Annotated in this window: 11 protein-coding genes and 1 pseudogene; 4 read left to right on the top strand and 8 right to left on the bottom strand. The window is 59.2% G+C overall.

From position 1 onward, the window contains the following. Positions 1-15 precede the first annotated feature (15 nt). Positions 16-1,035 (bottom strand): phosphate ABC transporter substrate-binding protein PstS, encoded by a 1,020-nt coding sequence (gene pstS / locus H8S56_RS17675; protein ID WP_024685114.1) that lies wholly within the window; start codon positions 1,033-1,035, stop codon positions 16-18. Between the two features lie 517 nt (positions 1,036-1,552). Here pstS and H8S56_RS17670 point away from each other — a divergent pair. Further along, positions 1,553-1,840, top strand: a complete 288-nt coding sequence (locus H8S56_RS17670) for a hypothetical protein (protein WP_024685113.1) — start codon at positions 1,553-1,555, stop codon at positions 1,838-1,840. Positions 1,841-1,971: 131 nt separating this feature from the next. Beyond that, a complete protein-coding gene (locus H8S56_RS17665) occupies positions 1,972-2,277 on the top strand; it encodes a hypothetical protein (RefSeq protein ID WP_187519341.1) in 306 nt (101 codons plus the stop codon). Between the two features lie 90 nt (positions 2,278-2,367). Here H8S56_RS17665 and H8S56_RS17660 read toward each other — a convergent pair whose 3' ends face one another. Beyond that, a complete protein-coding gene (locus tag H8S56_RS17660) occupies positions 2,368-4,065 on the bottom strand; it encodes a VRR-NUC domain-containing protein (RefSeq protein ID WP_187519340.1) in 1,698 nt (565 codons plus the stop codon). A gap of 170 nt (positions 4,066-4,235) precedes the next feature. Here H8S56_RS17660 and H8S56_RS17655 point away from each other — a divergent pair, with 170 nt between their 5' ends. Beyond that, positions 4,236-4,733, top strand: coding sequence for a nucleoside 2-deoxyribosyltransferase (locus H8S56_RS17655; RefSeq protein WP_187519339.1), 498 nt, complete (start codon positions 4,236-4,238; stop codon positions 4,731-4,733). A 199-nt stretch (positions 4,734-4,932) separates the two neighbouring features. On the opposite strand, the gene H8S56_RS17650 is transcribed toward H8S56_RS17655, so the two are convergent. Together H8S56_RS17650 and H8S56_RS17645 are read right to left on the bottom strand one after the other, a co-directional pair. Beyond that, a complete protein-coding gene (locus H8S56_RS17650; RefSeq protein WP_187519338.1) occupies positions 4,933-5,145 on the bottom strand; it encodes a hypothetical protein in 213 nt (70 codons plus the stop codon). Between the two features lie 108 nt (positions 5,146-5,253). Further along, on the bottom strand, positions 5,254-6,159 hold the full coding sequence (locus H8S56_RS17645; protein WP_024694543.1) for a LysR family transcriptional regulator: 906 nt from the start codon (positions 6,157-6,159) through the stop codon (positions 5,254-5,256). A 170-nt stretch (positions 6,160-6,329) separates the two neighbouring features. On the opposite strand from H8S56_RS17645, the gene H8S56_RS17640 reads away from it, so the two are divergent. Continuing rightward, entirely contained in the window at positions 6,330-7,376 is a 1,047-nt protein-coding gene (locus tag H8S56_RS17640; RefSeq protein WP_080266825.1) for an AbrB family transcriptional regulator, read from the top strand. A 16-nt stretch (positions 7,377-7,392) separates the two neighbouring features. Here H8S56_RS17640 and H8S56_RS17635 read toward each other — a convergent pair whose 3' ends face one another. From H8S56_RS17635 to H8S56_RS17625, 4 genes and pseudogenes are all read right to left on the bottom strand, one after another. Then, complete coding sequence (locus H8S56_RS17635; protein WP_187519337.1) at positions 7,393-8,637, bottom strand: D-mannose isomerase; 1,245 nt, start codon at positions 8,635-8,637, stop codon at positions 7,393-7,395. Positions 8,638-8,758: 121 nt separating this feature from the next. After that, positions 8,759-9,598, bottom strand: a complete 840-nt coding sequence (locus H8S56_RS24990; RefSeq protein ID WP_408003828.1) for a methyl-accepting chemotaxis protein — start codon at positions 9,596-9,598, stop codon at positions 8,759-8,761. Between the two features lie 15 nt (positions 9,599-9,613). After that, positions 9,614-10,384: pseudogene (locus tag H8S56_RS24985) on the bottom strand (HAMP domain-containing protein); the annotation flags it as partial. 296 nt (positions 10,385-10,680) lie between these two features. After that, entirely contained in the window at positions 10,681-11,820 is a 1,140-nt protein-coding gene (locus tag H8S56_RS17625; protein WP_187519335.1) for a glycerate kinase, read from the bottom strand. Positions 11,821-11,831: the final 11 nt, after the last annotated feature.

The following is an 11,831-nucleotide window of genomic DNA, read 5'->3' as shown; positions in this document are numbered from 1 at the left end:
ACAGGCTTGAATCACTTACTTGGTGAATTCAGCTTTCCAGTAGTTTTCTACGCGATCGACCAGCGATTTCGGCAAGGCAACGTAATCCAGTTCTGCAGCCTGCTTCTGACCGTTTTCCAGGGACCACTTGAAGAAGTCGAAAGCCGCTGCGCTCTTCTCTGCGTTCTTGGCCTTCTTGTACATGATGATCCAGGTGGTGGCAGTGATCGGCCATGCTTCTTCACCCGGAGCGTTGGTCATGATCAGGCCGAAGTCCTTGGCGTTTGCCCAGTCCGCGGTGTCGGCGGCTGCAGCGAACGACTTGGCAGTCGGTGAGATGAACTTGCCAGCGGCGTTCTTCAACTGGGTGTAGGACAGCTTGTTGGTTACAGCGTAGGAGTATTCAACGTAGCCGATCGAACCTTTGATCTGCTTCACGTAAGCCGAAACACCTTCGTTACCCTTGCCGCCCACGCCTGCTGGCCATTGCACGGTCGAACCAAACTTGAGCTTCTCGTTCCACTCCGAGCTGGCTTTGCTCAGGTAGTTGGTGAAGTTGTAGGTGGTGCCCGAACCGTCCGAACGGTGAACAACGGTGATAGCGGTCGCTGGCAGCGTGACGCCCGGGTTCAGCGCGACAATCGCCGGATCGTTCCAGGTCTTGACGGTGCCCATGAAGATTTTGGCCAGGGTTTCGCCGTCGAGCTTCAGCTTGCCGCTGTCGATGCCTTCAACGTTGATGATCGGCACGATACCGCCGATGACGCTAGGGAATTGACCCAGGCCGGCAGCCGACAGGTCTTCAGCGGACATCGGGGCATCGGAAGCGCCGAAGTCAACGGTAGCCGCCTTGATCTGAGCGATACCGCCGCCCGAACCGATCGACTGGTAGTTGATGCGGTTGTCTGCAGTTTTGCTGTAGTCCTGGGACCATTTGGAAATGACCGGGAAGACGAAACTCGAACCAGCGCCGGTTACATCAGTCGCATGGGCTACACCGCTCAGGCACAGCGAAGCGATCAGAAGCGACAAGCGTTTTTTAGTCAGCAGAATCACGGTAATACCTCAGTCCAGGAGATTGTGTGGTGGTCCACTTAAGGAGGCCCGAGGCGGATTTAAACCCTCAAATGTTTCTGTTTAATGACAATCAGTCGAACCTCGTCGGCCGAAACGCGGTTTTATCGCTCTATACCCGCGCAAAATGACGCCTGAAAATCGATAAGAGCCCCTGTTTACGGGCTAGAAACCCGCGCCATCAACGGCTAGCCATGTGCTATCAAAAACCACATAGCTCAACGCCATCATCGTTATAAAAGTGTAAAAATTTGTGCCCTTTTAGAAGCGCAAGTTTTTCGCAGAAATTTATTTATAACCAGATCGCCTTAAAACCGGCAGCACGTCTGCTAATCAACTGCTCTTCCGGGCCGAATGGGTAGGAGCGATAAACCCAGTGTTTATTAGGGGTGGTATTAACTGCAATGCGATCAGTGTGCTACCGTTCGTCGGGCTCGTTGGCACCTATGGCCAGTGGCCAAGGACCAATAGGGGTATCTTAAAAAACGGAGTAAGCATCATGATCAAGACCAAACTGACTGCCCTGACCCTCGCTGGCCTGATGGCTGTTGCATCGGGCGCAGCCTTTGCTGAATCGACGACCACGCCTGCCAGTCCCGTAAACAAAAGTGCAACCAAGCTGCCTGGCACTGACACGGCGCCCGCCGATCGCAACTCCTCTAATACCAAGGGCACAACCCAGGGCACGCAGAGTGACCAGCCAATGGGCAACTCGACGACCCATGACAAAGGCACTCACGGTACACACGACAAAAATGGCGTGACCGAGAAGCCAAAGGTCAACTGATCGCCAGACCGACGGTGGCAGGGGCTTCCCCTGCCACCGGTCGGAAGTTCGGCACCAGCCCCGCCGATGACCACTCAATGTCTGTAGCAACATCCCGCAAGACATCGACAGATCCACAGGAGGTTTTTGAAATGAATCTGAAAACGGTTGGCGCATGGACACTCGCTGCGGTACTGGGCAGCGTCAGTGCAGTGGCTCTGGCTGGCTCGACAGGGCCGACGAATCCAGACACTGGCGGCCCGAAAGTGCCAGGCACAGGCATGGAAAAGAATACCGACGGCACAACGCCGGGTGCGCCGGGCACCAGCCCTGGAACCAAAGGCATGGACCCTCAGCCAGGCAACAACAGTGGTATGCATGACAAGACCCACGACGCGGGCAAAGGCAACATGGATAACGATGGTGACGACCAGGACGATGACGACGGCGCGCCATGATCTGAACCCGGTAACACGCGGCGGCCCGCTGCAGGCTCATTCAAGGACCGCCTCGCCCCCCTCGCTTCAAAGACTGTTGAAAGCCCTCTCTCAGGCTTGAGCGCAAAGCGCATGCGTCTCTCGGACTGCGTCCACCTCATTCAGACCCTCCGCACGCCACTGCACATAGCAGACCAGTACAGGCATGCCGTGTTCTGCGCAAAAATCCAGCCACCGCAACTGGTTGTCCTGCAAGCGATCGCCCGGCCCTTTCACCTCTATAATCCGGTAGGCGCGCTGCTCGGGGAAAAACTGGATAAGGTCAGGCATGCCGGTACGGTTAGCCTTGATGTCCTGTAATAAACGTCTGAACCAGTGACGCATATGCTCGGCTGGCAGGCAATCGAGTGCTTGATTCAGCAGATCCGGTGTCAACGCGCCCCAGAATACAAACGGCGATTGCAGCCCGTACTTACTCAAGAAGTTCTGCTGGATGGTGACGCGATACGCGTCTGACTCGAGCTGGGCCAGGCAGGCATCGAACTGCTGTGCACGACGCGAGTAGAAATCGGGACTGTAGAGATCACTCGGACCGCTGTGGAACGGGTGGAAGAATGCACCGGGCAGCGGTGAGAAAATCGCCGACCAGCACAACAACCCGAACAGGGAATTGATCAGCGTGTTCTCGACGTAATGCACCTCGCCACCTTGCAACTGCAAGTGTTCGCGAATCAGGTATTCAACGCTGCAACCAGCCAGCGGAGTGACTTGAACATCCAGCCGCTCGACCTGGCGTGCCGTTCGCCGACGTTCTGCTGCCAGACCCAGCTTGCGTTGCAGGCGCGGTAGGACCCGCGACAGATGCTGTACCTCGGCATCGTTTTCCGGTGCCAACCGGGCCTGTTGCAGCAACGCCATGGCCTGCGCGTATTCTTCCTTGCGCTCCAGCACTCGAATCTGTCGCGAGCGCGCACCAGGATAATCGGATTGCCGATACACCGACAGCGCCAATGGCCAGTCCTGCACCCGCTCGGCCTGCTGACCGATGCGAAACAGCAGCTTGGCGCGGCGCATCTGCAGCCAGGGGCTGCGGCACTGGACGGCAATCGCCTGCTCGGCCAGTTCATGCAGGGCGAGACTCGATTCGAGCGCCTCGCGGCAGGCATGCAATTGCAGGCAGACATCGATGTCTTCGCGCGCATTGATTGCCCGGGAATCCGCAGAAAATTCGACTTTTTCGTAACGATAGATGCCAAGGTCCGCCAATACGAACTCTGACCACTCCTGATAGAGGTTGCCGAAGTACAACAAACGCAAGCGGTCACACAGCGGCATGATCGTCAGGCAGAACACTGTATCCGGCAACGAGCCATGCCACTGCTCCAGGGTCTGCGGCGCTGCATGAAGTGGCGTCAGGCGCTCAAGCCACTGCTCCTTGCGCTCGGAATTCTTGACGCCATGCGCCTTGAAGCACTGGCTCAACTCATCCTTGCGCAGTAGCTGAAACAACTCGCCCAGTCCCAGCGCAGGACGGTCATCGACCCATCCCAGTTCAAGCAACGGGCCCACCGCCTGGATCGGGTCGCCTATTTCCTCGTAACTCAACTTGCTCGCGCGAAACAGCGTCCCTTTGCGCATGACCATTCGCACCAGCAGGCCCTGCGCTGTCGTTGGCAGTTGCGTAAACGTCTCGATGAACTGGCGCTCCGATTCGTCGAGCAAGTCGTCGTAACGCTTCGTGATCCAGCTCAGCACCTGGCGGAAGTTTTCCAGGTAATAAAACGGATTGTCGAGAGGGGAAATAGTCAAGGCAAGCGGTCGCACGATGAATGATCAGACCGGCCAAGGATACTGGCTATCCGTACAGATACCAGCCCAAACAGTGAAATTGAGCGGACGTGCCGATCAGTGGCGCGTTTCGTCCGATGTGCAACCCAACGTAGAATCGGCGCACCTTGTTCACGTGCGGAGCGACGACGATGCAGACACCCCTGATTTATCTCGCAGGCTTCGATGTGTTTCGTCCTGATGCCGTCGAGTATGGACGCTACCTGAAAGCACTGTGCGCCGCGCAGGGTCTGGAAGGGTTGTTCCCCTTCGACAATGAAGTCACGCCCGGCTTGTCGCCCCATGAAACTGCGCGCCAGATCTACACGATGAATGTGGCGATGATTCAACGCTGCACGGCGGTCCTGGCGAACCTGAATGTATTTCGCGGCCTTGAGCCAGACTCGGGCACAGCGTTCGAAGTAGGCATGGCCGTGGCACTCGACAAGCCGGTCTGGGCGTATTTCGAGCCAGTGGATTCGCTGCGTGATCTGGTGCCGCACGATGGCAACGGATTCGACAGTAATGGATTCTCAGTGGAAGACTTCGCCCTGCCCCGCAACCTCATGCTGGCGTGCAGTTGGGCCGGAGCCAGCTCGACCGTCGAGTTGGCAGCGCAGGCGTTGGCGCTGTACCTGAGCAAGCGGTGAAAGCGTTCGGCCACACCTGACCTACCGAGCAACACCATTCCTCGTAGGAGGCGGCTTGCCGGCGAGGCGATCTGTCAGCCAACGGTGCAGTGACTGCTCTGACGCCATCGCCGGCAAGCCGCCTCCCACCGGTTCGGGTTTGCCGCAGGGACGATCAAGGCCTTGGCGATATTGATCGTCCCGCCACACAACGAGACATTCAATTCAAGGTTGAAGAGCCGATATCACCCGTTACTAACGGATCGAGCTTGTCAGCATCGACAAAGTCGTCCAGACCGAGAATATCCAGGTCGAGATAGGCCTCCGGGTCAGTGTCTTCATCGGCGTCAGCGTCGTTCAAGGGCGACTGGTCGCCACCGAAGTGATAGACGTCTCGTATCAGGTAAGCGTTTACGTGTAAAGGTCCCTGCATAATCTGGATGCTCCTGCCAGTCGTCAATGAACCGGCCCCGCTCCTGGGGTCCGCTGACAGAAGGCTAACCCAGCCACGTCCAAAATCCAGTGCCTGAAGGGTGAATGCTCAGGCCCACACCAAAAAGTCCCCACCGTTGTCGCGCAGCATTTGCAACATGCCCTGCGCGGCCGGCGACAGGTAGCCACCGCTGCGCAAGGTGACGCCGATGGTGCGCTTCATGGTCGTCTGCTCCAATGGTACTTCGCGCAGGTGCTGCATGGTCTTGCCAAACTCCAGCGACTCGCGAGCGACGAAACTCAGCAGGTTGCTCTGGGCGATCAGGTTGGGCAGCAGAGAGATTGAATTCGCTTCGATCTGCACCGTTGGTAGCGGCAAACCGTGCGCTGCAAAAGCGCCGTCCAGCCATTTTCGCGACGACACACTGACGGGCGGCAGCACCCAGCGCCAGGCGCACAGATCCTTCATTTGCAGCGGCGCAGCCTTGAAAATCGGGTGATGCTTGCTGGCGATCACCACCGCCTCGTCTCTGAGCACTTCAAAGCTGGTAACGCCTTCACTGTCAGGTGCGAGTGCGCAGATGATCATGTCCAGTTGCCCCGAGCGCAGCGACTCGCGCAGCAGGTCGTCCTGACCGATCACCAGCTTGAAGGTGACGTCCGGCGTGCGTTGTAACAAGGCCGAGGTCAGTTTCGGCATCAGGTATTCGGCCATGGTTGCCGCGCAGCCCACGCGAATATTGCCCACCATGCCACTGGCGAAATCCCTCACCTCGCGCTGGGTCTGAGCGATGCTCTGCTGCAACTCCTTGCCCCGTGCCTGAAGCAGCTCGCCCACCGGCGTCAGTTTGATCCGCCGCCCGTCACGCTGAAACAGTCTGGTTCCGAACGACTCTTCCAGTCGCTGAATGCTTTTGGTCAGCGCAGGCTGGCTGCGGTTGAGCTTTTCAGCGGCTCTGCCCAAGTGCCCCAGTTCGGCGATGGTCTCGAAGTACGTCAGATCGCGCAGGTCCATATCTATCAACCAAAGTTATCAATTCATGATTATTAGAAAATAGACTTGATGGGTTGTGATGTCGATACTGAACGCATTCGAAAGCGCTGCCATCGGCGCAATTGACTCGCAACATCAGGGAGAACCTCTTGCAACGTGCCTCCAGTCTGTCACTGCCCTACCTTCCTCCAATGGCCCAATGGCTGGGTCTGGTCATCCTCGCCGGCAGTGCCGGTCAACTGCTCAAACTGATCAATATGCCTGCGGCGATGTTTCTGGGACCTATGTTGGTCGCCATCGGCTTCGGTGTATCGGGCGCTACCATTCGCATGAATAAACGGGCGTTTCAGCTCGGCCAGGGTACGGTCGGCGTTTTGATTGCGCATGCCATGTCGGTCAGCGTGTTGATGACCGCGCTGCAATCCTGGCACGTCATGTTACTGGCCACGTTGCTGACGGTCGTCTTGAGCGCCGCCGTCGGCCTTTTGCTGGTGCGTTTTGCCGGCATTCCCAGTAACACTGCGGCCTGGGGCACGTCGCCGGGCGCTGCGTCTGCGATGGTCGCCATGTCAGAGGACTACGGCGCAGACTCACGCATCGTTGCGACGATGCAATATGTACGTGTGGTCTGCGTGGTGGTGATCGGCGCGCTGGTCAGCCACTTTATGGGGGCAACCGGCAGTGACGCGAATGCTCACAGCAACGAGGTGATGCAGCACGGTTCCAGCCTGCTGGATCTGGGGCTGAGTCTGGCGGTGATCGTGGTCGGCGTGTTGCTGGGCTCGAAGATGCCCGCAGGTGCCCTGCTGATGCCGTTGATACTGGGCGGAGCCTTGCAATTGAGCGGCGTGCTGCAGATCACCATCCCGGACTGGCTGCTGCCACTGGGTTACGGAGCGATCGGCTGTTACGTGGGCCTGCGCTTTGATCGTCCGACGGTGCTGTATGTCTGGCGGCGCTTGCCGGTGATGATCCTCGCGTCCCTGCTGCTGATCGTGCTCTGTGCCCTTTCGGCCTGGTTGATTGCAACGCTGATGGACAAGGATTACCTGTCCGTGTATCTGGCGACCAGCCCCGGCGGCCTGGACACCATGGCAATCATCGCCATCGATACCCATGCCGACGTCGGCTTCGTGCTGGCCATGCAGACCTTGCGCCTGTTCGGCGTGATCCTGACCGGCAGCTTCCTGGCCAGGCAGATTATCCGCCTGACCGACAAAAGCGTGCCGTCACACTGAAGTTTCAAACACGGTTTCAGTCCAGGCCCGCCAGTGCGCTTGCAAGGCTCGGAGACAATGGCAGCACCGGCAGAAGCGTCGCCTGATAGGCATGGTAGAGGTCAGGCTTGCCGGGCCAGATGTCTTCGCTGGGCACATTTTGCTCGTTCAGTTCATGACGCCAACTGCCGTGCTCATAATCGATGAACAGCGTTTCGTTGAACTCCCAGAACACCCGATACCATTCTTCGTACTGTTGCTCGCCCGTGCGCTGCAACAGCGATGCCGCGGCGGCAGCCGCTTCACAGTGCGTCCAGTGCAGGCGATGGCGGACCACCGGGTTGTTTTCCCAATCCAGGGTGTAGACGATGCCTGGTGCGCCATCAACGCTCCAGCCATAGCGGCAGGCATTGGCAAACAGCTCTCGCGCATCGTTGAGCAGCCACTCCGGGCTGGAACGGCCAGCATCACGACGGGCGGATTCAAGGTGCAGCACCAGGCGCGCCCATTCGAAAGCGTGGCCGGGCGTGGTGCCGAACGGACGGAAGCCATCGGCCGGGTTCTCGCGGTTGTAATCGGGTAGTGGTTGCCAGGCTTGAGTAAAGTGCTCGATCACCTGAAAGTGGTTGGCCCCAGCGTGCCGATGAATCACTCGCTCGACGATGCTCAGCGCCCGGTCCAGCCATTGCGAGTCGCCGGTGACGTCTGCCAGCGCGAGAAACGCTTCGGTGCTGTGCATGTTGCTGTTGGCACCGCGATACGCCTCTTCGTTGCTCCAGTCACGGGCAAAGGACTCACGCATCGCGCCTTCTTCCTCGCTCCAGAAACGGCTGTTGATGACCTGAATCGCATCGGACAGCAGCGCCTGAGCGCCGGGCCGCCCGGCGACCACCGCAGAGCTGGCCGCCAACGCGACGAAAGCATGCAGATAGGCTTGTTTATCGGTGGTTGCGCCGTCTTCGAGCGCGGCGCTGAGCCAGCCGTCATGCTCGGCATCGCGCAATGGGCCGTTCAAGGCTGCAATGCCATGATCGACCAGTGCAGCGCAACCGGGAATGCCCTGGGTATGGGCCATGGCGAAACAATGGGTCATGCGCGCAGTGTTCATGGTTTGGGCAGTCGCGCCGACCATCAGACGGCCATACTCATCAAGGCTGCCAAAACCGTTCTGCAGCTTCGCCGCCTTGGCAAAAGTCAGCAGGCGATTGCCTTCCTGAGACAGCCATTGATGATGGGCCGGCGAGCGCAGCCAACTGCTGAAGATGTGATTGTTATTGTTCATGACGCTGAGCAGCCTCCATCGATAAGACATACCTGCACGGTGGTCTTCGCGACCGGGAGCAATAATGCGCGCCCGACCGGTCGGCGGCAAGCGCGTGCAGGCCGCCATCGATGTCGGCGTTTCAGACTTTGAAACGTGCCACTACCTGATTCAGATCCACAGCCAGACGCGACAACTCATGGCTGGAAGCGCTGATCTGATTGGCGCCCTGGGTCGACTGCATGGACAGATCGCGGATGTTGACGATGTTGCGGTCCACTTCACGCGAGACCTGCGCCTGTTCTTCTGCGGCACTGGCGATCACCAGATTACGTTCCGAGATCTGGTTGATGGACGAAGTGATTTCGCTCAGTGATTCCCCGGCACCCTTGGCCAGCGACAGTGTCGAGCTGGCGCGGTCGCGGCTCGTGGTCATCGACTCCAGCGCCTGGGCCGAGCCGCTGCGCATGGCGTTGACCATCGAGTCGATTTCCAGCGTCGATTGCTGGGTGCGATGCGCCAGTGCCCGCACTTCATCGGCCACCACGGCAAAGCCGCGGCCCGACTCCCCTGCCCGCGCTGCTTCGATGGCCGCGTTGAGCGCCAGCAGGTTGGTCTGCTCGGCAATCGAGCGAATCACGTCCAGCACCTTGCCGATGTCCTGAGACTGATCCGCCAGGCTCTGCACCAGCACCGACGTAGCCTGAACGTTTTCGGTCAGCGTCTGGATTGACTGCACGGTCTCGATCACCCGCGTCTGCCCCGCCTGCGCCGACGAACTGGAATGACTGGAGGCATCGGACGTGGACACGGCATTACGCGCGACCTCTTCGACTGCCGAGGTCATTTCGTTGATGGCCGTGGCGGCCTGATCGATCTCGGCGTTCTGCTGATTCAAGCCGCGGTAGCTGTCCTCGGTCACCGAGTTCAGCTGCGTGGCAGCCGAGGCCAGTTGGCTGGCGGAACTGCCGATGTGGCGCATGGCTTCGCGCAAATTGCCTTGCATCTGCGCCAGCGCACGTAGCAGGCGAGTGACTTCGTCATTGCCATCGACTTCAATGGCATGGGTCAGATCGCCCTGCGCGACGTGTTCGGCGGCGCTTACTGCACGCTGCAATGGGCGGACAATGCTGCGCGTCAGCCACAACGCCAGGCCAATGGTGCTCAGCGCCGCGAAGACCACGAACACCAACACAATATTACGAGAAGCTTCGTATTGAGCCTCGGCGGCCTTGCCTTCAGCGTCTACCCTGCTGACGTAGAAGTCGGCGAAGTCGTTCAGCTGTTTGCCCGAGCCGTCGACAATCTGCTTCATGTCCACCAGCAACAGCTTGTTCAGACCCGTGCTATCACCTTGAGCGGCGAGCACGAAAGAGCGATCCAGCGCACTGCGGTATTGGCCCATGGTCACCAGAAACTGATCGGCGAGGACCTTCTCCTCCGGGGTGTCGACGAACGTGTTGAGCATGTCGAGCTTCTTGGTCAGATCACCCAGGCGCACATCCATCTGCCCACGGTAGGTGGAGATATTCGCAGGGTCGGTGTCCAGCGCCATGCGCAAGGAAATAGTGCGAATGCGCAACATGATCTCCCGCACGTCATTGACCACACGCATGCTGGGCACCCAGTTGGTTTCGACGGCCACTTCGCTCTCGCGAATGGTCGACATCTGCACCAGTGCAAACCAGCCAAGCAACGCTACCAGCAGGGCAATCAAGGTAAAGCCCAGACCGGCGCGGCGGGCGATAGTGAGTGTGCGTAAGTTCATGGCCAGGGCTCTTTTGTATTTTTAGAGGGCAGTGTTGGCATCGACAGTTGTCAGACAACCGCACAGCGTATCGCCCTTGTCAGACAATTCTTGAGGTTCATGGGACTTTATTTACGGACTGTTCAGCCCCGAGTAGTCAATCGCCGAGTTGCGTCAAGGACCGGGGCTCAAACATTGAGACCGATGCAGCGCCCCCCGATAAGGTGAGGCAGCTTGCCAGAGATGGCGGCCGTTCAAGCCGCCTTGCACAAAAAGGGTGTGCGTTCGGTTGATCATGACTCTGAAGTGACAGACGCCTAACGTGAGGCCGCCAATTGCCAGACACGCGCCACATCTCGCGCACGTTCGTGCAACAGGCGAGGCGCTTCGCGGCAGGCGTCTTCAAGATTCATGGGGCCGCTGGTCAGGGCGAATGCGGCGCTGATGCCATGCGGATAAAGTTGTTCATAACCCTCGCCCAGCGTTCCGGCCAGCACGATGACCGGCACACCCTGACGCTGCGCGACACGTGCCACGCCCAACGGTGTCTTGCCGCGCAGGGTCTGGGCGTCGAAACGACCTTCGCCGGTGATCACCAGGTCAGCATCGACCAGTGCCTGTTCAAGACCTGTCAGGTCAGCGACGACCTCGACGCCCGCGCGAAAAGAGGCATTCAGATAGGCTTTGGCGGCAAACCCCATACCTCCCGCCGCGCCACTGCCAGGGCTGTCACGCAGGTCGTGACCCAAGGCAAGGGCCGAGTGGTCGGCGAAATTCGCCAGCGCAGCGTCGAGCGCCAGTACCTGCTGGGGTGATGCGCCCTTCTGCGGGCCGAAAATATGGGATGCCCCGTTTGGACCACAAAGCGGGTTATCGACATCGGCGGCAATTTCAACGCGCACGTCGGCCAGACGCGGGTCCAGACCGCTCAGGTCAACACGTGCCAGACCGGCCAGTGCAAGACCGCCGTGCGGCAACGGTTGGTCGTCACGGTCCAGAAACCGCACCCCCAACGCCGACAGCATGCCGCTGCCACCATCATTAGTGGCGCTGCCCCCGATAGCGAGGATTATGCGCTGCGCACCCGCATCCAGCGCCGCTGAAATCAACTGACCGGTGCCCTTGGTACTTGTCAGACAGGCATCGCGTTGAGCGAGGGTGAGCAGTTGCAGCCCGCTGGCCATGGCCATCTCGATGATCGCGGTGCGGCTCTGTGCCAGCCAGCCCCAACCGGCCTGGATCATAGTGCCCAGCGGGCCACTGACCTGCGCACTCATCCACTGACCGTTACAGGCATCCAGCAAGGCTTCGATGGTGCCTTCACCGCCATCGGCCATGGGGCATTTGATCAGCTCGGCGTCGGGCCATACTTCAGCGAGGCCGCTGGCAATGGCATCTGCAACCGCCTGCGCGCTGAGGCTGTCTTTAAAGGAGTCGGGGGCGATGACTATTTTCATTGTTGTTCTCC

This window comes from Pseudomonas triticifolii (assembly GCF_014358015.1).
Classification (GTDB): domain Bacteria; phylum Pseudomonadota; class Gammaproteobacteria; order Pseudomonadales; family Pseudomonadaceae; genus Aquipseudomonas; species Aquipseudomonas triticifolii.
This window is presented reverse-complemented; position numbering and strand designations above follow the sequence as displayed.

Coding starts and splice junctions, on each gene's coding strand:
- H8S56_RS17670 (WP_024685113.1), top strand. CDS start 1,553: ATGATCAAGACCAAACTGACTGCCCTGACCCTCGCTGGCCTGATGGCT.
- H8S56_RS17665 (WP_187519341.1), top strand. CDS start 1,972: ATGAATCTGAAAACGGTTGGCGCATGGACACTCGCTGCGGTACTGGGC.
- H8S56_RS17655 (WP_187519339.1), top strand. CDS start 4,236: ATGCAGACACCCCTGATTTATCTCGCAGGCTTCGATGTGTTTCGTCCT.
- H8S56_RS17650 (WP_187519338.1), bottom strand. CDS start 5,145: ATGCAGGGACCTTTACACGTAAACGCTTACCTGATACGAGACGTCTAT.
- H8S56_RS17645 (WP_024694543.1), bottom strand. CDS start 6,159: ATGGACCTGCGCGATCTGACGTACTTCGAGACCATCGCCGAACTGGGG.
- H8S56_RS17640 (WP_080266825.1), top strand. CDS start 6,330: ATGGCCCAATGGCTGGGTCTGGTCATCCTCGCCGGCAGTGCCGGTCAA.
- H8S56_RS17635 (WP_187519337.1), bottom strand. CDS start 8,637: ATGAACAATAACAATCACATCTTCAGCAGTTGGCTGCGCTCGCCGGCC.
- H8S56_RS24990 (WP_408003828.1), bottom strand. CDS start 9,598: ATGCGCCACATCGGCAGTTCCGCCAGCCAACTGGCCTCGGCTGCCACG.
- H8S56_RS17625 (WP_187519335.1), bottom strand. CDS start 11,820: ATGAAAATAGTCATCGCCCCCGACTCCTTTAAAGACAGCCTCAGCGCG.